22 protein-coding genes are annotated in these 26,995 nt (G+C 43.8%); 8 read left to right on the top strand and 14 right to left on the bottom strand.

The window, feature by feature from the left end:
* Window positions 1–61: 61 nt before the first annotated feature.
* The 3 genes from ABDW02_RS12795 to ABDW02_RS12785 all read right to left on the bottom strand — a co-directional run bounded on the left by ABDW02_RS12795 (window position 62) and on the right by ABDW02_RS12785 (window position 2,600).
* Window positions 62–967 (bottom strand): DMT family transporter, encoded by a 906-nt coding sequence (locus ABDW02_RS12795; protein WP_343634986.1) that lies wholly within the window; start codon window positions 965–967, stop codon window positions 62–64.
* 109 nt (window positions 968–1,076) lie between these two features.
* Window positions 1,077–1,886 (bottom strand): lectin-like protein, encoded by an 810-nt coding sequence (locus tag ABDW02_RS12790; protein ID WP_343634984.1) that lies wholly within the window; start codon window positions 1,884–1,886, stop codon window positions 1,077–1,079.
* 132 nt (window positions 1,887–2,018) lie between these two features.
* Complete coding sequence (locus ABDW02_RS12785; RefSeq protein ID WP_343634982.1) at window positions 2,019–2,600, bottom strand: hypothetical protein; 582 nt, start codon at window positions 2,598–2,600, stop codon at window positions 2,019–2,021.
* A gap of 104 nt (window positions 2,601–2,704) precedes the next feature.
* On the opposite strand from ABDW02_RS12785, the gene fbp reads away from it, so the two are divergent.
* Window positions 2,705–3,721 (top strand): class 1 fructose-bisphosphatase, encoded by a 1,017-nt coding sequence (gene fbp / locus ABDW02_RS12780; RefSeq protein ID WP_343634980.1) that lies wholly within the window; start codon window positions 2,705–2,707, stop codon window positions 3,719–3,721.
* Entirely contained in the window at window positions 3,722–4,069 is a 348-nt protein-coding gene (locus ABDW02_RS12775; RefSeq protein ID WP_343634978.1) for a hypothetical protein, read from the top strand.
* A gap of 5 nt (window positions 4,070–4,074) precedes the next feature.
* On the opposite strand, the gene ABDW02_RS12770 is transcribed toward ABDW02_RS12775, so the two are convergent.
* The 5 genes from ABDW02_RS12770 to ABDW02_RS12750 all read right to left on the bottom strand — a co-directional run bounded on the left by ABDW02_RS12770 (window position 4,075) and on the right by ABDW02_RS12750 (window position 9,646).
* Window positions 4,075–4,683 carry a hypothetical protein gene (locus ABDW02_RS12770; RefSeq protein WP_343634976.1) on the bottom strand — a complete coding sequence of 203 codons (609 nt, stop codon included), beginning with the start codon at window positions 4,681–4,683 and terminating at the stop codon, window positions 4,075–4,077.
* A gap of 1 nt (window position 4,684) precedes the next feature.
* Complete coding sequence (locus ABDW02_RS12765) at window positions 4,685–5,272, bottom strand: sigma-70 family RNA polymerase sigma factor (protein ID WP_343634974.1); 588 nt, start codon at window positions 5,270–5,272, stop codon at window positions 4,685–4,687.
* Between the two features lie 16 nt (window positions 5,273–5,288).
* A complete protein-coding gene (locus ABDW02_RS12760; RefSeq protein ID WP_343634972.1) occupies window positions 5,289–7,199 on the bottom strand; it encodes an SUMF1/EgtB/PvdO family nonheme iron enzyme in 1,911 nt (636 codons plus the stop codon).
* A 166-nt stretch (window positions 7,200–7,365) separates the two neighbouring features.
* Window positions 7,366–8,916 (bottom strand): T9SS type A sorting domain-containing protein, encoded by a 1,551-nt coding sequence (locus ABDW02_RS12755; RefSeq protein ID WP_343634970.1) that lies wholly within the window; start codon window positions 8,914–8,916, stop codon window positions 7,366–7,368.
* Window positions 8,917–9,118: 202 nt separating this feature from the next.
* Window positions 9,119–9,646, bottom strand: a complete 528-nt coding sequence (locus ABDW02_RS12750) for a DUF4382 domain-containing protein (protein ID WP_343634968.1) — start codon at window positions 9,644–9,646, stop codon at window positions 9,119–9,121.
* 242 nt (window positions 9,647–9,888) lie between these two features.
* Here ABDW02_RS12750 and ABDW02_RS12745 point away from each other — a divergent pair, with 242 nt between their 5' ends.
* The 3 genes from ABDW02_RS12745 (at window position 9,889) to mfd (ending at window position 15,308) form a co-directional block, all read left to right on the top strand.
* Window positions 9,889–10,842 (top strand): alpha/beta hydrolase, encoded by a 954-nt coding sequence (locus tag ABDW02_RS12745; RefSeq protein WP_343634966.1) that lies wholly within the window; start codon window positions 9,889–9,891, stop codon window positions 10,840–10,842.
* 76 nt (window positions 10,843–10,918) lie between these two features.
* Window positions 10,919–11,836 (top strand): helix-turn-helix transcriptional regulator, encoded by a 918-nt coding sequence (locus tag ABDW02_RS12740; RefSeq protein ID WP_343634964.1) that lies wholly within the window; start codon window positions 10,919–10,921, stop codon window positions 11,834–11,836.
* 121 nt (window positions 11,837–11,957) lie between these two features.
* Window positions 11,958–15,308: a transcription-repair coupling factor gene (gene mfd / locus ABDW02_RS12735; protein WP_343634961.1), complete on the top strand. Its 3,351-nt coding sequence runs from the start codon at window positions 11,958–11,960 to the stop codon at window positions 15,306–15,308.
* Between the two features lie 27 nt (window positions 15,309–15,335).
* On the opposite strand, the gene ABDW02_RS12730 is transcribed toward mfd, so the two are convergent.
* From ABDW02_RS12730 to ABDW02_RS12720, 3 genes are all read right to left on the bottom strand, one after another.
* Window positions 15,336–15,968 carry a T9SS type A sorting domain-containing protein gene (locus ABDW02_RS12730; protein ID WP_343634959.1) on the bottom strand — a complete coding sequence of 211 codons (633 nt, stop codon included), beginning with the start codon at window positions 15,966–15,968 and terminating at the stop codon, window positions 15,336–15,338.
* Between the two features lie 62 nt (window positions 15,969–16,030).
* Entirely contained in the window at window positions 16,031–18,418 is a 2,388-nt protein-coding gene (locus ABDW02_RS12725; RefSeq protein ID WP_343634957.1) for a DUF1986 domain-containing protein, read from the bottom strand.
* A gap of 44 nt (window positions 18,419–18,462) precedes the next feature.
* Window positions 18,463–18,618, bottom strand: coding sequence for a hypothetical protein (locus tag ABDW02_RS12720; protein WP_343634955.1), 156 nt, complete (start codon window positions 18,616–18,618; stop codon window positions 18,463–18,465).
* Window positions 18,619–19,074: 456 nt separating this feature from the next.
* Here ABDW02_RS12720 and ABDW02_RS12715 point away from each other — a divergent pair, with 456 nt between their 5' ends.
* Window positions 19,075–21,177: a M43 family zinc metalloprotease gene (locus tag ABDW02_RS12715; RefSeq protein WP_343634953.1), complete on the top strand. Its 2,103-nt coding sequence runs from the start codon at window positions 19,075–19,077 to the stop codon at window positions 21,175–21,177.
* A gap of 110 nt (window positions 21,178–21,287) precedes the next feature.
* Entirely contained in the window at window positions 21,288–21,716 is a 429-nt protein-coding gene (locus ABDW02_RS12710; RefSeq protein WP_343634951.1) for a PH domain-containing protein, read from the top strand.
* A 38-nt stretch (window positions 21,717–21,754) separates the two neighbouring features.
* On the opposite strand, the gene ABDW02_RS12705 is transcribed toward ABDW02_RS12710, so the two are convergent.
* From ABDW02_RS12705 to dprA, 3 genes are all read right to left on the bottom strand, one after another.
* The gene (locus ABDW02_RS12705; protein ID WP_343634949.1) at window positions 21,755–22,078 is read right to left on the bottom strand and encodes a BlaI/MecI/CopY family transcriptional regulator; all 324 of its coding nucleotides are present in this window, start codon (window positions 22,076–22,078) and stop codon (window positions 21,755–21,757) included.
* Window positions 22,079–22,142: 64 nt separating this feature from the next.
* The gene (locus ABDW02_RS12700; RefSeq protein WP_343634947.1) at window positions 22,143–23,339 is read right to left on the bottom strand and encodes a C1 family peptidase; all 1,197 of its coding nucleotides are present in this window, start codon (window positions 23,337–23,339) and stop codon (window positions 22,143–22,145) included.
* A gap of 55 nt (window positions 23,340–23,394) precedes the next feature.
* Window positions 23,395–24,498 (bottom strand): DNA-processing protein DprA, encoded by a 1,104-nt coding sequence (gene dprA, locus ABDW02_RS12695; RefSeq protein WP_343634945.1) that lies wholly within the window; start codon window positions 24,496–24,498, stop codon window positions 23,395–23,397.
* A 44-nt stretch (window positions 24,499–24,542) separates the two neighbouring features.
* Here dprA and ABDW02_RS12690 point away from each other — a divergent pair, with 44 nt between their 5' ends.
* Window positions 24,543–26,885 carry a TonB-dependent receptor gene (locus ABDW02_RS12690; protein ID WP_343634943.1) on the top strand — a complete coding sequence of 781 codons (2,343 nt, stop codon included), beginning with the start codon at window positions 24,543–24,545 and terminating at the stop codon, window positions 26,883–26,885.
* Window positions 26,886–26,995: the final 110 nt, after the last annotated feature.

Raw genomic sequence — 26,995 nt, 5'->3', positions numbered from 1 at the left:
CCCTTAAAATTCGTGCATTCGTGGCAAGACAAAACCCAGTGCTTCTGAAACCTTTCGTGGATTAAGATTGAGCCCTTTTCAACTCACGTTCGCGCATTTTCGATTTGTAAATCGCATTGGCAATCACCACCACGATAATCATTGCAGAGCCGGCATAAAAATTCCCGTTCAGTAATTCATCCTCATGCAGGATCGGAATGGCCAGTAAAATGGTGTAAACCGGTTCCAGATTAATGCTTAGGGAAACCGTAAAAGCTCCCAGTTTTTTCATCACCTCGATGGTGGCAACAAACGCAAAAGACGTACAGCAAATACCCAAGAAAAGCAGCCAGGCAAAGTCACTTCCCGACATGTTAAACAAGTTGCTGTCCAATTTTCCATTGTATAAAAGCATTCCGGAAAGGAAGACCAAACCGATTCCCATTTCGTGCAATGTAATGGCTGATGAAGGAACTTCCTCGGCCAGTTTCGCATTAAAAACGGAGAAGAAACCGGCGCAAAGTGCAGAAACCAATCCCAAACCAAGGGCTAAATATTGGGTTTCATCAAAATCGGAAGAAACGAAATAGATACCGAATATCACCAGCGCACCGAACAGGAATTCAATCCAGGAAAATTTCTTTTTGAAAACAATCGGTTCGATCCATGTGACGTGCAGGGTTGCTGTTGACAAACACAAAATTCCCAAAGACGCGGTAGAAAGTTTGATGGCGCTGTAAAAAGTGATCCAGTGCAGAGCAACAATAATCCCGGTACCGAAAACCTTCAGCATCGCTTTCCGGTTGTGTATACGCATGGGCATCTTCAGGAAATAAAGCCCGATCAGCAAAGAAAGGAATGCAATCAGGATCCGGTGCCAAACCAAATATTGTGCATCAATGTGAATGAGTTTCCCCAAAATTCCGGTGAAACCCCACATGAAAATGACCAGATGCATTAAAATATAATACCGGAACTTTTGAAACATGACTCAAAGTTAGGGCTTATTTGGATTTCCGCTTTGTTTCTTTCGACAAATTCACCCGAAACGCGGGTAAAGGTACCGGACAGCAATTGTTCGATACCTTTCCGCCCGGCTATTCAATAACCAGTTTTATAATTTCTGGTCCGGCATATACCAGGTAAGTTCCCGAAGCAAATGCAGAAAGGTCCACAATACTTACTCCGGAAGTTGTTTCTCCTGTAAGCAGGGTTTTTCCGGATAAATCTGCGATTCTGAAAATACCGTCATTTTCCCGGAATGAAATGGTTACCTGCCGGTTTGCAGGATTGGGCCAAATGGCTGCAGTTGAGATGGCTTCTTCCGCTATTCCCAAAGATGAAGGAGGATATTCGATAATAAAGTAAAGTTGATTGGAAAGGAACACATCGTTCCATTGGCCCGATTGACCTAGCGGCCAGTCAGTAACAGCAATAGCCAAACCGTCCTGGTTATTCCAGTTATCCGGTTCGTTGCCCCAATTTTCATAACTGCCGTTTACAGGTGTACCATTGGAAGTTCCTATCCAGAAGGGCGACGTTTGTGCATCATTGTCCCCGTTCCAAACCCAATTTCCTTCTGAAGAAGCATCATTGCCTCCCAGCCATAGGTAGGATGCACCTCCTCCGTCGGGAGCTACGGTTTGTGAATGATCGAAAAACACATTGTTGATTTCCATAAATACAGCGTCCTGTTCTGCCTGAGAATTGATCTCAACAAGCTTGCCTCCGCGGGAAACAGCACAAGTGGCAGCATCCTGCCAGTTCCGGGTTTCAAGTACAATCTCGTAGTTTGAACCATTGAATTCGAAAGGACGGATAAGAAATGAATCCAGAGTGCATTGCGCATTTGCTGAATGGACGCTGCAAATCCCCAGCGCGATTAATAAAGGGTAAATTGTTTTCATACGATGGAATTTAATTGAATAAGACCGATAAACCGGTATTTCGAAATTAAACCATCGGTATGCGTAATGAATTATGAAAAAACGGGTTTTAATTATGGATTTCCGTCAAACAGGGTCCTTCCATTAAACGAATTACCTGTTTGCCCCGGTTCTTTGAACAAATTCCTGAAACAACGGTTTCTGGTCAACGCTGAAGGCCATTGCCCTGGTATGAAACACATACAACCTGTTTTTCACTACACAGAAATAAGGTTGTGTGTTGAAAAAAATCAGATCGCCCGAACTATGGATAGCTTGAATGGCTTCTTTGGCTTCTTCCTCTGAGCGAAATATCCATTCTTCAATAACTCCATCCGGGAAAAGGTCACCATCCTGCCTGAAATAAAAGAATCCCCAAACACCGGTTGTCTTTTCAAACAGGGGCAATTTATCCGGCAATTCATTTTGTAAGAAACGGATAATCCGGCTGTTTTCCATGGAAACGGGATAGAAAGGCTGTTTGTCGAAGTGTTGAACAGAATCGTAAATTAATTCTTCGTAAAGTCCTTTTACGACCAACCGGCTGGTGTCGGTACTCCGGTTCCTGGCTATGAATTCCGAACAAAATTGCACCAATTCCGGGCTTGGCGGATTGGAAGGTTTGTTGGTATAAGCGCCATTAGTGCATGAAACACTTAACAAAAACAGGTAGCAGCAATAAACAAAGCGTTTCATCCGGATTCGATTGGTCATTAAATTTAAAGTTTTTTTCCACCCGGGACTAAATCGATCCACCCAAACCTAAAAGCTATTTCATATCTTTGTATAAAACAGCAATTATGTCACATATCATCACATTGAGCGATTTTATAATGGAACGTCAGGCGGAATTCCCGGGTTCATCCGGAGAATTATCCCGTATTTTGAACGATATTTCAATTGCATCAAAAATTGTGGCAAGAGATGTCCGCAGAGCCGGTTTGGTAGATCACATCCTGGGAGCCCATGGAGATGTGAATGTTCAGGGTGAAGAACAGCAAAAACTGGACGTAATTGCTGACACGCAATTCATCAAAGTGTTCGAATCAAGCGGTGAGATCTGCGGAATTGCTTCGGAAGAGAACGATGATTTCCTGGCATTCACTACCGAGCGTGCACAAAGCGGAAAATACATTGTATTGTTCGATCCTCTGGATGGTTCTTCCAACATCGATTGCAATGTTTCTATCGGAACGATTTTCTCTATCTATAAACGCATTTCTCCGAAAGGTTCGCCTGCAACACTGGAAGACATGCTGCAAAAAGGAACACAGCAGGTAGCCGCCGGTTACGTGTTGTACGGATCGTCTACCATGCTGGTTTACACTACCGGACACGGAGTGAACGGATTTACACTGGACCCTTCCATCGGGGAGTTTTGTTTGTCGCACCCGAACATGCGCATGCCTGAAACAGGCCGTATTTATGCGATGAACGAAGGAAACATCCACGAATGTGAACAGGGTGTAAAGGATTATATTTCTTTCTGCCAGCAAGTGCAGGCCGATGGAAAACCGTATTCCGGAAGATACATCGGTTCGTTGGTAGCAGATTTCCACCGGAACCTGATCAAAGGAGGAATTTACATTTACCCGGTAACCAATCAAAGCCCGAAAGGAAAACTGCGTTTGCTGTATGAATGCAATCCTTTGGCATTTGTGGCGGAACAGGCTGGTGGAATGGCAACAAACGGAACAGAACGTATTTTGGACCTGGAGCCGCATCAATTGCATGAACGTTGCGGATTCTTCACGGGTTCCAGGCAAATGATGGAAAAAGCGATCGATTGTTTGGAAAAAGCACGTGCAAAAGCATAGATGTTTCTTGATTTCCGGAAAATAGAGAATCTCCATATTTTACTGTGGCTGCTCAAGGATATTTGCTGGGCAGCTGATCTGAAATGGCTGGGAACGATTATGATCCTGCCAACGATTTCCGTGGCATTTTGGCTGACCTGGAAAATGCGTAAGTCGTATTCGGAACTGATGCACAACCTGGCGGTAATACTCTGGATACTGGCAAATTCCACCTGGATGATCGGTGAGTTTTTCTTCGAAGACGGAACACGGCCGCTCGCATTGATTTTCTTCGGAAGCGGGTTGATTTTGCTCTTCATCTTTTACGGTCAGCAACTTTTTTCGCTGCCAAAATCCCGTAAAGAATAGCGGAATTATTTCATCGTACTCACAACCGTGATCGAAGGAAGGAACCGGGTTGTTTGGTCCTCACTGTAGGAAGAGCCTTTGTTTTCCAGCAACCGCTCGCTCAGTTCCGGGTAAACCAGCGAATTACTGACTTCCAGCAACCGTTTTTCGGGTTGTCTCAAAACCTGTTGAACAATGGTCACCGTATCGCGGATAATGGTGGAGGCTGTCCGGAAAACCGGGATTTCACGCACAATGGTATCGTGAATGATTTTCCCGGAAGAAGCTCCGTTGGTCAGGGAAATTTCCAGCGGATTTTCCGGAAAGCGCCAGTTCAGCGAATAGCTTTTCTGGTTCCCGGCCAGGAAAAGCAGGACGAGACAAGCAGCACCGATCAATACCTGGTAGAGCGGAACGGATCTGTTCAAAAAGTGTTTTTTGGTTTTCGGAAGAGCGAGAGCACGCGGTTCTTCATCGCTGTATTCCAGTTCGGCTGTAGCTGCAATCACATTCCGCTGAAGGGTGTATGCTGCTTCTGTGAGGTGCTCCAAAACAAAAGCCCGTTCTTCTTGAGTGAGTTCCTCAAAAGATTTGGATTCGATCAAATCGAATAAGCGTTCGTGTTGCTCTTCCATATCAATTCAATTTAAAGAGTGTTGTTTCAAAACTGGGATCAAAATGCTTCAGCTGATCCGTGATTTTTTTGGTTGCATAAAACAACCGCGATTTCACCGTTCCTAATGAGCTTTCGGTGATTTCCGCAATTTCGTTTAACGGGAAATGCTCCAGGTAGCGCAGTACGAATACTGTTTTGTGGTGGTGTTCCAATCCGTCGATACTGTCCTGCAATGCTTTTAAGAACAACTTTTTTTCCAGTAAATTTTCCGCCAGGCCGGTTGGGTGATTGATTTCAGGGTGCAATGAAACCGTTTTCCCATGATGCCGGTAAGCGGTTTTGCACATATTGGAAGCAATGGTAAAAATCCAGGAATAGAATTTCTTTTCCGGATTGAACAGGTGTTTTTTCTCTAGTAGTTTCAGGAATAGTTCCTGCACAAAATCCTGCGCCAGGTCCACATCCTTGTTCAGCATTTTGATGAAATAACCCAGCAGTTTTTTGCTGTACCGGCGATGCAGTTCCTCCAATGCAACAGGAGAGTGATGGTCCATTACCTGAACCATCAACTCTTCGTCGCTTTGTTGTTTATGATGTAAACTTTTCAAGGATACTTAGGCTTTTTCACTTTTCAATTATCTCCATCACAACGCGAAAGCCGACTGTGGGGTCTGGGTTTGAATAGCTTTGTGTTTTATCAAAGGTACAATCTTCAAACAAGTCGTACCAGGATCCTCCCAATGCTTTTCCTTTGCTGCTGGTCATTTCGGAAACATTCCCCAGGGTATTGAAGAATCCCATTTTGTTCGGGTCGTAACTATGTACCTTCACCTGGTGGAATCCACCATCTTCAAAAAAACGGTCATTTGATGTACGAATATTCCCTAAATAGCATTTATCACAAGTTTTAATCTGATTATTCGGAAACGGGGTGATTGCTTTCGGATCACCGGAACCTGCTGCTGTTCTCCATTCCTTTTCAGTTGGTAAACGGAATACAACTTGCGTATAGGTTCTTTTGCGTTGCAAATTATATTGTTTTGTCAGCCATTCACAATAAGCTTTTGCTCCTTCATAAGACATGCAGACAGCCGGATAGTTTTTGTAAGCGGGATGCCAATGATACATATCCTTCATCGGATCATTGAAACTGATGGCGTATTTTCCCTGGACCCATTGAGTAGAATCATACAAAGCAACCTGGTACAATTCTGTTTGACCGGAAAGTTTCAGGTTGTTCAGGAACCTGTTGTAATCTCCGTTTGTAACTTCATACTTATCCATGTACACATTACCGCTCACGGGAACCATATTATTTTCCAGTGTTTTCAAATCCAGAACTGCTGAAAGAATGGACGCCGGCTTTTCCCTCGAAGAAAGAAGTTCGATGACTTCACTTTGCTGACCACTTTGTTCGGCCACTTTTAACAGCAGGAGTTCCAGGTTTTGTTTTTTTAGTGTTTCTTCACTTTCATCATAATGCTGGTATAGTTTGATCATGGAAGGAACATACATCCCATTGAATTCCATTGCTTTCAAATCCCCGATGTTACAGGCAAATACTTCTTTCAGGTAATCCAGCAAATACCGCTTTTCATAGTTCCTGCGAATGACAGTGGTGTTGTCAAAATTTGATTCGCTGTATTTATAAGCCAATCCGGTAAGATATAATTTGTCTCCGAATCCTTTTTCGAACTGGTTGATCGCTGTTGTAGCAACATACACGGGTCTTTTTCCCTGAAAAAAATGACGGTATATCTTATCTTTATTCTGCAGGTATTCCTCATCGGTTGTAGCTTCTTTCAATGTCAGTGGAGGATAACCCAATTCTTTCAACAAACGGTTTCTATAACCTTCCAATTCGATTAATGAAGTGTTGACGACCGTAACGTCTTTTCTCATTTTTTTGACGGCCTGCATAATCCAGGCGGCATAGGTATCATTGTCTCCGCAAGTAAACAAAACGGCATTTTCATCGAGTTCCGACATCACATTGTATCCCCAATTGAGCAGACCTACGGGCAGTTCATTGATGGCAAACATTTTCTGGCCGTAAAGATCGAATTGCTCCTGGTTGCGTTCCATAGCAAAGTGAATGAGCATTTCATCCAAAAGTCTGGGATCATCCGGGTCGATGGCAGCAGCTTTAAGAAGACCTTCCGGATTTCCCCAAGCTCCTTCATTTTCTATAAAAGGAATGAAATAGCCTTCAAAAGTATTGGGCATAGCTTTTTGAACTTCCGCCGGAATCTGTGCACACAGATCGCGGTATTTCTTTCGCTGTTCCGAATCATGCGGGGTGGTATTTCGAAGTGCGCGGGCAGCAGCATAATAGTTCGACCAGGCATTTCCGTCTCCCGGGTTTTTATCCACCTCTGCTTTCCAGAGTTTGAGCTGATCTTCGTACCATTTTATTCCTCTCTCTTCTTTTGCAATACTGTAAACAGTTTCCGGTTTTTGATTCGCTTGTCCGTCTTTTTGAGCAAAGGAATGGAAGCAAGTCAAAAAAGTAAGTCCGATAAATATGTGTTTCATGTCTTTCAATTAAAAAAATCAGCGCTTGACTATTGGTTCTAAAAGGATTACTCAACCGGTATTCAAAGGTTCATTTAAAAACGAAGATTTTTTAAAAAAAATGTTCTGAAAAAACAAAAACCCTCTGTTTCCAAAGGGTTTTGCGTAGATAAAGAAACAGGAAATCTTATTCCTTTACAAAGGATTTCCGGTCGTATTTTTCACCGGAACTAATTTCAAACAGGTAGAAACCATTCTTTAAAGAATCCACCGGAACGATGCTGTTTTCCAGGTTTCCTGCTTGTACTTCTTTTCCGTCCAGGGTCAAAATGCGGTAAATACCTGTTGTTACACCTTCCACATGGAGCTGGTCTTTGGCCGGATTCGGATAGATGGAAACTTTCAGTTTTTGTGCTTCCTGAATGCTCATTAATTGGGTCTCGCAGTAGAAATTCTGACTATCATAAAAATTCTGGATGTGATTTGCGACCTGGAATAAGCTGTCAACACTTGCCGTTAAGTTTCCGCTTTTTCTGGCAAAAATGGCCGCATGGTTGTAACAAAGAGATCTTCCCGGCCAGAAATTCGCTTCGTCGTGTCCGATCACTGACCGGCGGTCTCCCGGGGCATTCCCCAGGCTCACTTCATTCCATGTGCCGCCCAGTGGATAAAAGCCAGAGTAAATAAACGGATTAGGCTGATTAAGATCATCTATTAATGGACTTCCATCCGGCAAAAGACCCTGTAAGACATTGTAGTAAGCTGCCGGACTGTTTAAGCTGGTTGGACCGGTTAATGGAATATGTGAATTCAGTGCTCCCTCCAGGTTGATAATTCCTGCAGCAGGCGGCATTGATCCAAAACCCGGATTTCCCGAGAAGTCGGCATCGTTTGAGGTTCCGTTGTAAACATAAACGAGGTTGTCGGAAGGTAAGCTTCCGATATAATCGTCGTGCGGATTTCCCAAATCGAAATCGATTAAGTGTCCTGCATGAAAATGATACAGGGTTTGTGTGCCGCGATTGAAAAGTGTTGTTTGAAAAAAAACGGTGTTGGTTAAATTCTCATCCGAAGGATCTTCGTATTGGTAGAACATCATGTGGACTTCTAATCCGATGGGTTCTGTTCCGGAAGGATGAATACCGTTTCCGTCGTTTATAATTGTATAGACCGCTTTGTCTCCTCGGATCAGCGGGTAATCTCCGTTTTGCGGTTCGTAAATCTGATCGCCGTCTACATCGTGAAAGGGCGCAAGCAGCGGACTTTCCCCGTTTCCTGTATTGCCATTTCCCGGCCATCCGGCTATAACAGCTGGAACCACATAACCTGCATCCATCCAATGTGCGATGTGATTGTCAATCTGCACTTTGGTAATGTCCCACAAAGAAAACTGGTATTTATCAAGATACGATTGCGAACTGTAATTGGCAAAGTTCATCAAAAAAGGGCCGGGCTTGAAATCGGAAGTCATGTATTGGGCGACAGCTCCTTTCAGGAGTCCGTTGATGTCTTCACCGGCCGCCATGAACGACATGGCATAAATGGAACTGACGGCACTGTCTTTCGGGACAATATATCCGCCCGGTGTTCCGGTTGATGTCGGGTTGTGAAAAAAGGTCCCGTTATTCGAAACGGAAAACTTAACGTTTGAATTGGTTGTACTCAAAGTAAGAGATCCTTGTCCAAGCGCTCCTCCTGCTACGCCTGAAATCACCAATGAGGTAATGATTGCTTTCATAAAATGAGTTATTAAGTGAATAATAACACTGAACGTCTGTGGTTTAGATCCAGTTGGGAAAAAAGCGGATCTATTGATGGAACGGGCCTAATCGGTTATTCGGAAGGAGAATCGACTGATTTAAAAACAATAAAGCCATCCGTGTAAACGGATGGCTTTCGTGGACATACTACTACTACTTATTACACCACACCTAAAGAACTTAAATAGGATTGACCGATAAAACCCGGATAACAGGTTTTAAGGAATAAGACCCATTTCCCTGAGTCACAATACTTTTCTCTGCATCAAAATCGAGTACTACTTCATACTGCGTATTCGGAGCAAAGTTTGAATTCAAATTAATTTTTAAACCGGATTGCTGTGCCGACGGAGTTGCCAATGGAAAATAAAGGCTATCTACCATGACTGTATTCTCGTCACCAAGAATCAAACGGAATTGTTGTAAATCTCCGGAAGGAAGCGTTCCCGCATTCACCAATGTTGCTGAAACATCATTTTGTAAAGTCAACAAATCATAAATACCTGCAACTGTGGGAAGGTTGATCCAGCCCTGAGTGCTGTGATGCACCTGCACCTGTAAAACCTCTACATTCACTTGCTGGAAATCACCGGGTGCGTCCACCATCTTCACAGTCATCTGACTTGTTCCTTCTTTCTTCTTGCACCCAGTAGAAATTCCCAACACTCCCACTAATGCCAACGCCACAAAATATGCTGTTGTTTTCATAATCTTCATTTTCGTTCGTGCCAAACGCAACGTAAAAGTTGTGCCAAAAATGAAACACACTGATTTAGCGGGAATTTTCCCGATTTATAGCGGCGCTATCTTTTCAAAATGAAAAAAATCCTTCCTTTTTGAAAAGAGCTATAAATGTCAAGCTTCGTTTTAGATACACTTCTAAGTATTTTGGAAACACTCTGTCAAGGGCATTGTCTGAATTTTGTGTCATCATTAAACAGAGAACATTTATGAACACAACAAATCAAACAAACACTCCGGCAGGAGTAGAAAAAAAGGCAGTCACATTTAAATCTAACGGACTGACCATCGCAGGTATGCTATATCTTCCGTCAGATTTTCATCAACCGGGGAAACTTCGCCCTGCAGTTGTGGTGGGACATCCGGGAGCAGGAGTAAAAGAACAGGCATCCGGACTTTATGCCGGATTATTGGCAGAAAAAGGGTATGTGGCTCTTGCATTTGATGCTGCCTACCAGGGAGAAAGTGAAGGGTTCCCTCGCAATTACGAAGATCCGGCACAGCGAACCGAAGACATTAAGGCGGCGGTTACATGCTTGTCTTCCACGTCAGAAATAGATTCGGAAAGAATCGGTGTGCTGGGAATTTGTGCTTCCGGGGGATATGGTGTAACAGCTGCAGCAACTGATCACCGGATAAAAGTATTGGCGACAGTTTCAGCCGCAGGAATAGGGCACCAGCTGCGAAAAGGGGGCGATGGCTTACAAAGCCCGGAAGTAATTCAAACACTGTTGAACTATGCAAAAATGGACCGGATTAACGTGGCAGAAGGCAGGGAACCAGGTGAATTTCCAATTTTTCCTGCGTCATCCGAAGAAGCAAGAGCACTTGGAGAACACGTTTATGAAGGTTGGGAATATTATTGCACGGAAAGAGGTTTCCATCCGCGTTCTGCAAAGACGTTTACCTGGAAAAGTGTAGAACTTGCTGCCGGTTTTGATGCTTTCCGTTTTGCGGAGATGATTGCACCAAGACCTTTATTGATGATCGCCGGATCGGAAGCAAAGACGTTGTGGATGACACAGGAAGCAATGGAGAATGCTCAAAGCCCGAAGGAACTGGTTATAATCGATGGGGCAACACATGTAGATTTGTACGATAAGATGGAATTTGTTGCACCGGCAGTAACCAGGATTGTTGAATTTTATGATTCGAATTTATAATGATTCATTAGTCGAAGCCTCTTTGTTAGAATAGGAGGCTTCGATTTTTATTCCAAAGAGTTTGTACATTTAAAACATGAAGAAAATGGCAGCCACTCCACATAAGATCAATTCCATATCGGATTTGCACAGGTTGCTTGGACTTCCCAAACCATTGCACCCGATGATTAGCCTTGTTCAAAATTGTAATGTAAATGTGGTTAAAGACGAGTTTCCGGAAACGCTGGTGCTTCATTTTTATAAGATATCTTTTATTGAAGATATGCGTGGCAAAGTGAAATATGGACAAAGTTACTACGATTTCGATGAAGGAGGTATGGTGTTCGTTTCACCCGGACAATTGTTAACAGCAGAACCCGACGCCGATGAATATAAAGGGTTTAACCTGTTTGTGCATCCTGATTTTTTAAGGGGGCATTCTATTGCATCAACTATCGAAAAACATCATTTCTTTACCTATTCGGCGAATGAAGCATTGCATCTTTCAGACAAAGAGCGGACAAGAATTATGACCGTTTTTAAAGGAATCGAAGAGGAGTTGGAATCGGGTATAGATAGTTCGAGCCGGGATGTTCTGATAGCACAACTCGAATTGTTGCTCAATTATAGCAGCCGGTTTTATAAACGTCAGTTTACAACTCGTCAAGTGTTGAACAATGACTTATTAGTGAAGCTGGAACAGTTACTGGACAACTATTTTGAGAATGAGATGACCTTGACAAACGGTTTGCCGACCGTTCAGTATCTTGCCGGAGAGCTTCATGTCTCCCCTCATTATTTAAGTGATATGCTTCGCTCACAGACCGGTCAAAACGCTCAGCAGTTGATACATAGTAAGTTGATCTCACGTGCAAAGTTATTACTTAGCAACACCAGCCTCACGGTAGCCGAGGTGGCTTACCAATTAGGGTTTGAATATCCACAGTCGTTCAATAAGTTGTTTAAACAGAAGACTAGTGTTTCACCGTTGGATTTCCGGAAGACTTTCAGATAAAGAATCCTGCTCGCTAATTAATCGTAATTTCTATTTTCAGTTCAACCAAAAATCACGAACTTTGCAACAACATTACAAGGGGGTACAGTGCGCTGTGTCCCCTAAACTGTTTATTCAAAATATGGACCAGGCACAATTTTTACAACGATTCAAAAAACTCAAAGGACTCGATCAAACAGCAGATTTATTGCAACAGGCAGAAATTCGCATTCATTGGAAAGGACTCATCGGTTCTTCCAAATCAATAGCGACTGCTTCCGTCTGTGAGCAGGTTCCGGGAAATCATTTATTCATTCTCGAAGACAAGGAAACGGCCGCATACTTTCTCAATGACCTGGAGCAATTATATCCCGATAACAAGCACATTTACTTTTACCCGGCTTCCTACAGAACGCCCTATCAACTGGAAGAAACAGACAATGCGAATGTAGTTGCACGCGCAGAAGTGCTGGAAAAGGTCAATACCGGTAAAAACACGTGGGTAGTTACTTACCCGCAAGCCTTATTCGAGCGTGTTCCGACCCAGAAAAAACTGTCCGAGAATACCATGCGGGTAGAACGCGGGAAAAGCTATTCCATCGACTTTTTCAATGAATTCCTGTTGGAATACGGCTTTGAACGGGTGGATTTCGTTTACGAACCTGGCCAGTTTTCGATTCGCGGAGGGATTGTCGATATTTTCTCGTTTTCAAATGACCAGCCTTTCCGGGTGGAGTTTTTCGGAGATGAGGTAGATTCTATCCGCACATTTGACCCGGTTTCCCAATTGTCAGTTGGAACGCATACCCATTTTTCGGTGGTTCCGAATGTACAGCGCCAATTGGTTTTGAACGGTACCGGAACATTTTTGGAATTCATCGGAAAGCAAACAACCATCTGGCTGGCTTCCAACGACCTGGTGAAAGCTGCTTTGGAAAAAGATTACGAGAAGGCCGTAAAAATTTACGATTCATTGCCGAAAAATACCATTAAGCACAGCTTGCCAGGCGAATTGTACATGCATCCTTCCGACTGGAAGGAACAGCTTCCGGTGCATGCTATTGTAGAGTTCGGTCCGGAATATGCTTTCAAAACTTCGGAAGTTGTGACATTCGAAACGCTGCATCAGCCGACATTCAACAAAGATTTTGACTTGTTGAAGGATGATTTGATAGCGCGTAAAAAAGCAGGAGCGGAGAACCTCATTTTCTCCAACCAACCGAAACAGATCGAACGCTTGTACCAGATTTTCGAGGATATCGGTGCGGAAGTGGAATTTGAACCGATGAACATCGCCCTGCATGAAGGATTTATTCTTCCGTCGCTAAAGCTGGTTTGCTATACGGATCACCAGATCTTTGAGCGTTATCACCGCTTTAAACTGAAAGAAGGTTTCCGCCAGGCGAAACAAGCGCTTACTTTAAAGGAAATATACAACCTGCAAAAAGGCGATTATGTGACACACATCGATCATGGTGTGGGACAATTTTCCGGTCTGCAGACCATTGATGTGAACGGAAAACCCCAGGAAGCGATCCGGTTGGTTTACAAAGATGGGGATGTGTTGTATGTGAGCATTCACTCTTTGCACCGCATTTCGAAATTTACCGGGAAAGACGGAGCCGCCCCGAAGATGAATAAATTGGGAACGCAGGCCTGGGCAACGCTGAAGCAGAAGACCAAAAAACGCATCAAGGAGTTGGCTTTTGATTTGATTCAGTTGTATGCAAAACGCAAAAGTCAACCCGGATTTGCGTTTTCACCGGACACTTACCTGCAAAACGAATTGGAAGCTTCGTTTATGTATGAAGACACTCCCGACCAATTGAAAGCAACCCAGGCTGTGAAGGAAGACATGGAAAAACCGATGCCGATGGACCGTTTGGTCTGCGGAGATGTAGGCTTTGGAAAAACGGAAGTTGCCATGCGCGCGGCGTTCAAAGCGGTTGCCGACAGCAAACAAGTAGCAGTTTTGGTTCCGACAACGATCCTGAGCCATCAGCATGCCCGCAGTTTCAAGGAACGTTTCAAGAATTTCCCGGCAAACGTGGATTACATCAATCGTTTCAAGTCTGCGAAGGAAATTACGGCAACCTTGAAAAAAGTGGAAAGCGGGGAGATCGATATTTTGGTTGGAACGCACAAGATTGTCAGCGACAAAGTGAAATTCAAAGACCTTGGATTGATCATTATCGACGAAGAGCAGAAGTTCGGAGTGGCGGTAAAAGACAAGTTGAAAACCCTGAAAACGACGGTCGACACCTTGACGCTTACTGCAACACCAATCCCGAGAACACTTCAATTTTCGTTAATGGGTGCACGTGATTTGAGTATCATCAATACACCGCCGCCAAACCGTCAGCCGGTCCTGACGGAAGTCATTACCTTCAACGAAGAAAATATCCGGGATGCGATTTCGTACGAAGTAAGTCGTGGCGGGCAGGTTTATTTTGTGAATAACAGGCTGTCAAACATCAAGGAAATAGCAGGAATGATCTCGCGTTTGTGTCCGGGAGTGCGTGTGGCGATTGGACACGGACAAATGGATGGAAAGCAGCTGGAAAAAGTGATGATGGATTTTATCCAGGGAGAATACGACGTTCTGATTGCAACCACCATTATCGAATCCGGAATTGATATTTCGAATGCGAATACGATCATTATCAACGATGCGCACATGTTCGGTTTGAGCGATTTACACCAGTTGCGTGGTCGCGTGGGCCGTTCCAACAAAAAAGGGTTCTGCTACCTTATTTCGCAGCCGATCAGTCTCCTCACTTCCGAAGCGCGTAAACGTTTGGAAGCTTTGGTACAATTCTCCGATCTGGGTTCCGGGTTCAATATTGCCATGAAGGATCTGGATATTCGCGGAGCAGGAAACCTTTTGGGTGGCGAACAAAGCGGATTTATTTCCGAAATCGGTTTTGAGATGTACCAGAAAATCCTCAACGAAGCCATGGACGAATTGAAAGAAGAGGAATTCAAGGACCTTTACGACGAGCGCAATACCGAAACGATGGGAGCGCATTTCGTCAAAGACTGTGTGCTGGAAACCGACTTCGAGTTGCGTATCACGGAAGATTACATCAACAATGTGAGCGAACGTTTGAGTATTTACCAGGACCTGGACAACCTGGAAACCAAAGAAGAGATCGAGAATTACAAACAGCAATTGATCGACCGCTTCGGGCCGCTTCCGCGCGTAGTAAAAGAATTGCTGCGTTCGTTCGAGTTGCGCTGGCTGGCACAGGAAATCGGTTTCGAAAAATTGGTCATCAAACAAGGATCCATGATCGGGTATTTCGTTTCCAATCCGCAGAGCAAATACTACGAATCACCGATGTTCACACAAGTCTTGAAATACGTTCAGAGCAATCCGAAAGACTGCAAAATGAGTGAGAAAAACGACAAACTGCGTTTAATCTACAGTCATGTGATGAATATGGACCAGGCGTTTGAAAGGTTAGGGGAGATTGTGAATCAATCAATTTAAATCCAATGATGATCTGCAACTTCTAAATTACTTTTTGGTAATCCTTTTGGTGATTAATTCCTTTGATTTGGTTTTGAACACCAGGAAGTAATCGCCGGAAGAAAGATCCGCCAGATCCATGTTAAATTGGCTTTTTTCGATCACTTTATCCGATAGTTTTTTGCCTTCCATGGAATAAATTGATACTGCTTCCACGATCGATTTCGCAGAAATGTCTATTGAATTGTTTGTGGGATTGGGGTAAATAGTCAGGTTCTCTTCTTTTCCGGACAATTCTTCCAGGCTTAAAATCTGAACGGCATTTAAATAAAACGTATCCACTATAAAAGGAGCGGACGGGTAAGAACAAACGGTTGAAGTGTCGTGTAAAGTATTGATCTCTAAAGCAAAAGGAAACGGTACGCTTATGGAAATAAGTGTGTCATAAGGCAAGGCTATTTGATTCAGCGGGCATCCTTTGAAGTATAAACTGATTACCTGCGTATTATTCATATCATTCAGGGCCGCGATCGTGAGATGTGACAAATCCATGTATGGCTTGATGCCTTTGACATAAACCGTGCTTGTCGGGTTGCCGATTGTAACCGATACGCTATCAATTGTTTGGGAGAAACAAAGGACAGGCGCCAACAATAAACTAAGTAAAATGATCTTTCTCATGTTAGTTGTTTTTAAAGGCAAGACAGGATTGGATTTTTCCTGCCTTGCCTTTGGTAATAGAATTATTGTACTAAAATATTTTTGTAGTCAACAACATTGCCATCGCAAATCAAGACCACGGCATATTGGCCCGGCACGTAGTTTGAAACATCAATTCTTTTGGAAGTTTCAGACGTGTTTAACAGATACTGATTCGATGTTCCTGCAAACAACGGTACGATCATCACATAGGCCGATTGTGCTTTTTGTGCTCTGTAATCGATATTGATGATGCTGCTTGACGGGTTCGGTGAGATGTTGGTAATTGCATATTCTTTGACTTTTACCTCCACTTCGTCATAATCCTTAAATCCATCAAGAGAAGCAATTACCTCCAGTTTATACTTGGTTGTAACTTCCGGAGAAACTGTAAAGTCTTCACCGGTATAAACCAGGTTACCTTTTTCATCGTACCAGTTATAGACAGCCTGCTCGCCGATCGGATAAGCGCTTAGCGTAGTGCTGTTCAGCTGTTCTATTTCTTTGTCACCACCTGCATCAGCTACGAAAAGGGTTCTTTTCTGCTCCTTATAGATTTTATAGGTTTCTCCACCCACAATCCGGTTATCCGCACTCGTTCGCTGAATAACAGAAAAATCAAACTCATTTTGGTTCGTCGCTTGCTGGGTCAGGAAATTGAAGCTGACATTGATTAAATTTCGTTCATTTGGCAGGAACGGCAAATTTTTAAGCGCAGAATGATGTCCAAAAAGCTGTACCAGATGCTCCTGTGGATTCACTACTTCCACATTTTCGGCTTGATAACCGCCCTGTGCCCATTTTGCCCACAAAGGTGCGTCTAGCTTTACCTTAATTTCCGCCTCTTGGGTGATCGGATTTCCGGTAATCCAGGTAGGATTTGCGAATTCAATCGTGTATACTCCTCCCTGGTTCCAGGCATCACCGACCAGCACGGTAGCACCGGTGTGGATCGTTCCTCCCGGTGAAATATTGCTAGGATTCAGATCTACTACAGACAAGTTTTTCCAGACGATGTTGTTATTGTTATTTACATTGCTTCCCAGATTCGGTGTTTCAGCAACGGTCATCGGATCTCCGGATGCAACAATTCGTGACAACAAACAAAAGTGATGTGGCTCTTCTGCCCAAAACAGGGATGGATCGGTTGTTAAACCGCCAACATAATTTGCAGGATTCGGCGGATCCCATTGGAATGTAATAATAGCAGCATTTCCCGGCTGAATGACCGGCAAAGTCGCTGTTCCGATCACACCTCCAAGCGGGAAACCTCCGCTGGTTAGTATGGAGCCATTCCAGTTGGCCGGCCATGATAAAGCTGTTGCAGCCTTCGCCCAATTCAAAGTTATCTGTTCCGTTCCGGTAGATGCCACACATCCTCTGTTTCTCACTCTCACATATACGTAATCGTGATTTCCCGGAAGCGTATAATATTCCGGATCCTGGTGCACCTGATTCGCGATCCCGTCATTTTGCCTGCGTACCCAGATGTCTTCACTTTCCCAGAGGTTGGTAACATTGCTCGGCTCAAACCCCATGTCCCAGGGTTTATCTTTGGAATACAAATCCAATCCCGGATCACTGATGGAAAATCCTGTAATACTTTGAATCCAGCTGGCGTAATTTCTTACGTTGGTGTAAACGGTCGGCAATTGATCTTTCGGCCAATATCCCCAGCTTGAAGCACCCAGGTTAATTTTGTTCCCATTTTTATCAATCACTGCCGGCCCACCACTATCACCCGGCCCTGCTCCTGTTCCGGAATTGTAGAAGGCAATCATATTCGACGAAATGTTTGCAGTGTAAGCAGAATTATACGCTACGTTGATCGCCATTGCAGTTGCATTCGAAACAAAAGGAATCGATAAGCCCTGTAAAAAAGTTGCAACACCACAGCTATTACATGTGATTCCCCAACCGGATAAATAAACAGGATTCCCTGCAGTATAATCGGCCGGTTTGGTGTTACAACTGTTTGCGTATTCAATCGGCATGACATTGTTATTGAATGTCAACGGCGAAGAAAGGTGCAGCAAAGCGATATCATTTTCCGATGTGGAACTATTGTAGCTCGGGTGTGTATAGATCGCATCTACGGAAATATTCTGGCCGGCACTGCTGGTCTGGTCGTTGCTTCCTGCATGGATTACCGTATTGGATGTGGTTGCTCCGCCTAATACAACGCAGTGTGCAGCGGTAAGGATCCAGCGGTCGGCAATAATAGAACCTCCGCAGGCATGGCTTCCGCCTATTTCCATGGAAACCTGGTAAGGTGCAGCTGAGATCGGGATCGTTGTTCCACCTAAAATATTGGAGGTTCCGTAACCCCAGGAATATCCCATGCTTCCCGGTGGAACATTTTTGGTCTGTGACAAAGCACTTTCGCTGAAAAGGCAAATCGCCGAAACAACTAAAAGGTATTTAAATTTCATTTTGATTCATTTTAATGTAAATAGTAATTTGATCGTAGTAATTTCTAGTGAAATCCACAGATCAGGGAGGATGCCTGGATCTCCTGTTGAGTGATAGTGTGTGCCAGTTTGTTTTCATAGTCATCATAAAACATGTTGCATGAAGCCTGCATGAACGGATCAGCCCATTCGATTGCAAGCCCTGCCCCGATCGAGGTCATAGGTTCTATTGACTATGTCGGTTTACCCGACGAGCATTATCAATTAGTGGTGTAAAACGGGCAAAGCCATATTACTACCAACTTACGCAGTACATTTTTAGATTAAAAACCATCTGATTGTTCAGGCGACTATCCGGTGTTACGGATTGGCCGGTTAAATAACGGATGTGAATAGTTGTGAGCAACCCGGTCATTTCTTCCGGATAGGTCTAATGTATGACCTTATTTCACTGATACCCAATAAATTTACTATTTTAACAAGAAATACACATTGTGTTAAAAAAGACCAAACAAGGCTACTCACCATTCATCGAATAATAAAATCTTCAGATCCTCACCGGATCAGACTATTTTCCTTTTGCTCAATCACATCCACTCTTAAATCAATGCCTTTCGCACCCGCTTTTGGGAGTCAAATAAAAGATGTAGTTTCCCCCAACTTTAATTACTGCGTACATGAAATCAATCTTTCTGACTATCGGATTGCTACTATATTCTTTGAATAGTTCCGCACAGGCAAACCACCTGGGTTGCAAACACGATGATCCGACCACCATATCACTCAAGCAAGCGAAATCACTTATAGAACACGCTCAAAAATCTACAGATCTGAAGATTATCCCGGTGGTTTTTCACGTGCTTCACCAAAATGGTTACGAAAATATCTCTGATGCACAGATAGAAGATGTGATGCGCATCCTGAACGAAGACTTTCAAAAACTGAATGCAGACACCTCGTTTGTAACAGCTCCTTTTGATACGATCATCGGGAAGGTGAATTTCGAATTCCGCCTGGCAACCATCGACCCCAGCGGAAATCCCACCACCGGAATCGACCGGATTTTTAGCCCCTTGACCAATATGGCAAATCAATCTTCCATGATCAATCAGTGGGATCCTTTGAGCTATGTCAATATTTGGCTTGTGAAAAGCTTTTCCTACCAGGGAGTTGCCGCATTTACTTCTAATCCGTTGGTAAGTATGGATCCTTGTGCACAGGGAATCATGATGCTTCATAATTATACCGGTTCCGTTGGAACGGCATCCCCATTTGTAGGTCATTCCCTGACGCACGAAATGGGCCATTACTTTGGGCTGTTCCATACCTGGGGAGATCAGAATTTGGGCCAGACCTGTAATTATTCGGATGGGATAACCGATACTCCTGTTTCAAAAGGGAATAGTTCCTGCCAGCCAAATATCAATTCCTGCGACGATACCAATGATGCAGCCAGCTTCGGGTATTGGGGATTTGACCCGAGAGACAACGTTGAAAATTTCATGGAATTTTCTTTCTGCACCAGAATGTTTACGAATGGCCAGGTCGAATTGATGCGCAATGTGGCAGAAAGTCCGTTTTACGGAAGAGATCAGTTATGGACCAATGCGAATCTGATAGCAACCGGAACAGGTCCGGGAGTACAGCCTGCTTCAACAGCTTTGCCACACTCGAATTTTTCCATTTTGAGTAACAACACAAGTGGAAGTCCCTATACTTACGGAATGATCTGTGCAGGTGATGATGTCCAGTTTACTACTCAAAACGGATTAGTTCCTTCTGCCACAACTACTTATTCCTGGTCATTTCCCGGAGGTTCTCCCGCGACTTCGACCATTGAAGACCCTGTTGTTACCTATGCAAATCCCGGGTACTATGATGTGACCCTAACGGCAACGAACCAGAATGGTTCAACCACTACCACCCGAACCGCAATGATCTATGTGAGCGGAAGCTGGCCGGAATTTACAGGTCCGACCGTACAGGATTTTAATGCTTCAAGCGCTTTTTGGCAGAGTCAGAATATGCAGGACGATAACGGATACTTCCAGCGGATTCCCACAAATGGAGTTCAGAATACCGGTTGTTTTCTGCTGGGAAATCATTACGAAACGGATAGTATGAATTGTTACCAGGGAGATCCGGCACAGATCAATCAAAGCAAAGACAACCTGGTTTCACCTGCTTTCGATCTTTCCACATCGACCGGACTTGAGGTTTCTTTCGATTACGCTTACGGATCGGCCGCTGCTCAGAATGCCATTACAGAAGTGTTGAAGGTTTATGCTTCCCGCGATTGCGGAAAAACGTGGGTGTTGAAACAAACAATTGTGGATACGGCACTCGTTACTGCTTTTGCTTCTCAAAGTTCTAATTTTGCACCCGCCCCCAATCAGTGGAAACATGTTTCGTTTCCTTATACTTCGCTGTTGACCGATACCAAAACGCGTTTCAAGTTTGAATTTGTTGCGTCGAATCATTCCAACAATCTATACATCGACAACTTTGTGATTGACGGCGTTTTGGGAATTTCGGACAATAAATTAACAGGAATTGAAATTTTCCCGAATCCTTCACAGATGGGAGGAACAATCACGATCTCCGGTTTGAGTGCTTCGAAAGCGCATGTGAAAATCAGCGACCTGCAAGGGAAATTGGTTTATCAAAAGGAATTGAATGAAAACGAGGTTCAATTGAACACAAATTTGAAAGCAGGGTGTTATTTGGTGGAAATTACCCAAAACGGGTCTAAGTCGCTCACGCGATTGATTGTTGAATAAGTAAATCAGGATGGTTAAGCCATAGTTCGTTTCGATAGCTATAGAATTCGGGAATCCTCGAACGCTCGAACAGGATTCACTAACTTTGAAGAACGATACAACATCTTTTTATGAAGTTCTCCAGTAGAAAAAGTGTCTTATTCCATATTCTTGTCCTCGGCTTCTCAGCTTTAGTGATTTCATTTTCAGTTTTTGGAATTGTTTTTGGCTGGCTGGAAAAACCGGATTTCTGGGTCTTTATACCTGTGAGTCTCATCGTTACTTTGCTGTTGTGGATTTATTTCGGAACGTATTACCAGTTAACCGAAACAGAATTGATTTACCGCAGCGGCCCCATTAGGGGGAAAATCCGGATAGATGCAATCCGGGAAATCGAAAAGGGAAAAACACTTTACACGGGAATGAAACCGGCTACCGCTTCAAAAGGATTAATTATCAAATACGGTAAATACGACGAAATCTATATCAGCCCCAGGACCAATGACTCGTTTATAAAAGAAATTCTGAAGCTGAATCCCGAGATTGTAATTTCTGACTAAATAAAAAACCCCGGCGATGAGACCGGGGTTGGTGTGCATTATAAAATTTCGTTGAGCGAAACATTACTGTTGTAGAAAGAAACGATTTCGTTCCGGCTTCCGTCAAAGTAAAACTTCAAAATGTAGTCCGCTAAATAATCGCGGTACTGCTCGCGGCCAATTTTCGGAAGGTAAATGTAACCTCTTCCCATTGGTTTGTGCTTGATGAATTTTTTTCGCTCGAGGATTCTTACGATAGTTGAGACAGTGTTGTAAGCGGGTTTTGGATTCGGATACATGTCAACAATTTCCTTTACTGTTGCTTTTTCCAGTTTCCAAAGTCGTAACATGACTTTCTCTTCAGCGGGTGTTAGTCTTTCCATGTTATAATAATTTGTGGTAATGTGACAAATCTAACAAAAAAACTGTATCCTGCAAACTATTTACTTATAATTTTAGTTTTAATTTCAAGTCCTTGGATAAACCGTCTTTATTTAGGTAAATATTGATGGTTTTCAAACGGAAATAATTCTCGGAAACATACAGGTATCCTTGAGGTAAATTGTCTGTCCCCCAGGAGTTTTTAACCAGGAAGTAACGGGTTCCGTTTTGATCTTTAAATAAACCAACGATGTGCATTCCGTGATCGTCTGTTGTCACTTTTCCGTCGTAACCGTCCTGGCGCAATTCCTGTGTGATTACTTTTTCTTTTACAGGCTCCAAAAAGGCATTGGATGTTTTAGCAGCTCCTGCATCGTTGAAAGATTTGTTGTCTTTTCCACGTGTTTGAATAGTAGATTCATCTTCCGGTACGATTGCAATTCCCTGGCGGAAGTTGAAACCTTTCTCGGAAACGTCTGCTCCCCAAGCCAATGTGTAACCGTTTTTCAAGGCAGTTTCTGCAACAGTTACCATGTCTTCCAAAGGAACGTTGTAGCTGTCTCCCCAGGCCCAGTTGTCAGGAATGGCGATCTCACAAGGCTCATAGAACGGATCGTTGCTGAAAGAAGTGATCGAAACATAATCGTTCATTTTCAAACCTAAAGAACTGGCGTAAGTCATCGGAGTGTATTTCTTTCCTTCGAATGTAAATTCTGTCACATCCGGACCTAAATAAGCATCCAGCAAAGAAGAAAACGCTTTTTTCCACTCTTTCCCGATTCCGTGTCCTTTTTGTACTTCAGCAAGAACGGTCTGCATGAAGCTGTTCAATACGGAGAACAATTCTTCGTGGTTGTAAGTTGTTTTTCCGTTCATCAACCCGGTGTAAACACTTTTTGGAACAATCCCGTAGCGTTTGATTACGTAAGGAATATCATGGAAGGCTCCACCTTCACTGAAGTTGATTTTTCCGTCCATGCGGATATAACGGTCAGCTTTTGATTCGTAAGCTTTACGAACAATATACATTTCAGATAGTTCCGCAGGATTTTTATGCCCCAGACGGATCAATTCACTTTCGAAGAAGGAAAGGGATGAAAAGCTCCAGCATGTTCCTGTCATTCCCTGGTTTTCCACCGGATTTGCATCCAGCTGAACAACTTTGGTGAATTGGTACTTACTATCTGTGGCGTTTGTTACGGTTTGTCCAAAGGTAATTTGGGTACTCAGAGCCAGCGCTCCAAATAAAAGATGTTTTCTCATTTTTCTAGTTTAATGGCCCCTAAAATAGGAATTTAAGCGCAAACACACTTGTTATTTAGTGTATAAGTTGAAAGCGCCTGCCGGGAAGAGAACGGACCAGGCCTTTGAATTCCAGACTCAATAAGTCACTGGAAACTTCACTCACGCTCAAAGAGGATAAGTAACCGATGGTGTCTAAAGTGAGCTCCGGTTTTGTTTTCATCACAGCGATAATTTTTTCTTCGCGCAGGTTGAGGTCCACAAACAAAGATCGTTGCTTGCCGGAAGATGGTTCTTCTGTTTCCCAATTCATGCTCCGGATCAAATCCTCCGAATTCCGGATCAGTGTTGCCTGGTTTTTTTGGATCAGGCTCAAACATCCTTTCGAATAGGGCCTGGAAATATCTCCCGGATAGGCGAAAACATCCCGGTTGTAATCCGAAGCCAGTGAAGCGGTGATTAAAGAACCTCCTTTGTCTCCGCTTTCAATAACAATGGTGGCATCTGTCAAACCGGCAACGATCCTGTTTCTCATGGGAAAATGTTGTGGTTCCGGTTTTTGTGATGGAATGAACTCACTGATGATTCCGCCGGTTTCCAGCATGCGATCCGCAATTTTCCGGTGTTCGCCCGGATACATCTTCGCCAGGCCATGACCCAATACGCCCCAGGTAGGAAGGTTGTGTTTCAAAGCTTCGATATGTGCATAAATGTCTATTCCGTAAGCCATCCCGCTAACGATCGTTATATGCTGTGCAGCCAGGCCTTCAATGAGTTCGTGCGTAAGTGCTTTTCCATAATCCGTGGCATGGCGTGTACCCACAATGGAAACCAGTTTGTCCGGATTCCACTCGATGTTGCCCTTCGTGTAAAGCAACAAAGGGGCGTCTGCGCATTGCTTCAGCCTGCGCGGGTAGTTTTTCTCGGTGAAAAAAACGGTTTTTCCACCGATGCGTTCCAGTTCCAGGAGTACTTTATCTGCTTCCGTCAACGCATTCAGCCTCAGTTTCATGGAAACAAAATCTGCGGGAATACCGGGAATTTTTGCCAGGTTCAGGCGCTTTTCCGCGAAGAATTCCTCCAGATCATTGAAATGTGAAACGATTACCCGTGCTCTTCGACTTCCGATACCACTTAAAAAGGTAAGTGCAATTTGATGATGAATAGTTGTAAAATTCAATTTTTTGGTACTTTGGTCTCTTGAATATAAGAAAAAACACCCGTATGAAACAAGTGCTACTTCTACTTTTTTTAACCCCGATCACACTTTTTTCTCAACAAATTGTCGGGACTGTTTTTGACGAAGAAACCAACGAAAACGTTCCTTTTGCCCAGCTGGAAATTGTAGGTGGAACGAGTGCTTTTGCCGATGAAAACGGGCAATTTTCAATTACGGTCGATTCCTTTCCGGCAACGTGTATTATTTCAGCAACAGATTATTATCCGGATACAATTACGATTACTTCCACTCGAATCGAAACAATTCGCTTAAAACCTCTTGCACCGGTTCAGGATATCGGGCCGGTTGTCGTAGCAGCGTCCCGCAGAAAACAATCTGTGCAGGAATTGACCATTTCCCTGGACATCATTAAACCGGAACTCATCGCCAATAAAGGAATTACGGACCTGGAACAGGCGGTAGACCAGGTTCCGGGTGCTTATACGATGGACGGACAGGTTAGTATCCGGGGTGGAAGCGGGTTTACATACGGGGCAGGAAGCCGGGTGTTGGTTCTGTGGAATGAAATTCCGCTGCTTTCTGCGGATGTAGGAGATGCCAAATGGAATTCCATTCCGATCGAGAATGCACAGCAAATTGAAGTTATCAAAGGAGCTTCTTCCGTATTGTATGGCTCGGGAGCTTTAAACGGGATGATCTCATTGATTGAACGCGAACCGACCGAAAAAGCCAGCCTGAACGTACAAGTACAGGGAGGAGTTTATGATAATCCGAAACGTGCCAGCCTGAAGTGGTGGAATAAAAATCCGGCGTTTTACCAGGGAGATTTGACCTTTTCAAAGCAATTCGGGCGGTTTGGTCTGACAATCGGTGCTTATGGCTACACCAATGATGGTTACCGGCAGGGAGAAACCGAAGATCGCGGAAGATTCAACGGAACGATCAGCTACCGGCCTAAAAAGATCAAAAATTTCAAGGCTTCACTTGGTTGGAATGCCCAATTGCAAAAAGCAGGCAATTTCATTATCTGGCAAAGCGACTCGCTGGCTTACCAGCCGTTTGGAGGTGCAGATACGAGTGTGGCCGGTTCGAGTTTAACGTATAATCGTGGCGTGCGTGTGTCTGTAGACCCAAGTGTCAAATACGTAGATAAATTCGGGAACAGACACCAGTTGAGAGGCCGGCTTTATTTCATCGACAACAAGAATTACACGAACCTTTCCCAAAGCTCCAAATCGGAAGTTTGGTACGGCGATTACCAGTTTCAGCGTGGCTGGAACAATAATTCCTGGGTGTTGACAACAGGAGTTACAGCCATTGCCAATGAAGTCACATCGTACTTATTCGGAGATCACAATTCCCTGAACGGAGCATTGTACCTGCAGGGAGAGAAGAACTGGAAGAAAGTGAATATTGTTGCCGGAATCCGCGGCGAGTATTTTGAACAGGACGGAAGACAAGGAGATTCGTATTATTATTTCGGAAAAGACTCTACGAAGAAAATGCCGATCAGACCGATCCTCAGAGCCGGAATTCATTATGCGGTAGCAAAACATACGCATTTACGCGCTTCCTTCGGACAGGGAGTTCGCTATCCGAGTGTTGCCGAAAGATACACGACCACTTCGGTGGGCGGCTTGCTTATTTTCGCCAATCCCGCTTTGAAACCGGAAACAGGCTGGGCGGCGGAACTTGGTGTGAAGCAGGGAGTGAAGATCGGAAACTGGAAAGGATTTGTGGATGTGGCCGGTTTCGTTAACCACTACGACAACATGATGGAGTTTACCTTCGGATTTTACAAACCGGATTCGATTCCCTTCAGTTTGAATCCGAATGCTCCGGGATATTTCAAAAAATGGTTCGGATTCCGCGCGCAAAACGCTGAGTCGGCGGAAATTACAGGTGCGGAAATTTCCATCTCCGGCGAAGGCAAGATCGGAGAAGTAAGAGTATTGACCTTGTTGGGTTACACCTACATGAATCCGATCTCCAAAAACCGGGATTCTGTTTACCGTTCCACATTTTCGGATACAACATCCAATATGTTGAAATACCGTTTCAACCACTTGGCGAAAGCAGATATCCAACTGGAGTACAAAGGAATCAGTATCGGAGGATCAATGCGTATGAACAGCTACATGAAGAACATCGACGCGATTTTTGAAAACGGGTTTTTGGGCCAGGAAATCCTTCCGGGACTGAAAAATTACCGCTCTGAACACAACGGGGTTTCCATCGTTTTTGATGCGCGTATCGGTTATTGCTACAAGGAGAAGTACAAAATTGCGTTTATCGTGAACAACATTGCAAATGCGGAATACATGACCCGGCCGGGAGATATCCAGGCTTCGAGAAGCTTCATGTTGCAGTTGAGTTATAAGCTGTAGGAAAGTTCAAAGTTTAAAGATCAAAGGTTCAAAATCTTAATAGGAACAAACCATACAATTAAGAACCTAAGTACGGAAAATCGCAACTTGTTTTTAATGAGCAGTTTGTT

The sequence above is a fragment of the Fluviicola sp. genome (genome assembly GCF_039596395.1).
Classification (GTDB): domain Bacteria; phylum Bacteroidota; class Bacteroidia; order Flavobacteriales_D; family Crocinitomicaceae; genus Fluviicola.
This window is presented reverse-complemented; position numbering and strand designations above follow the sequence as displayed.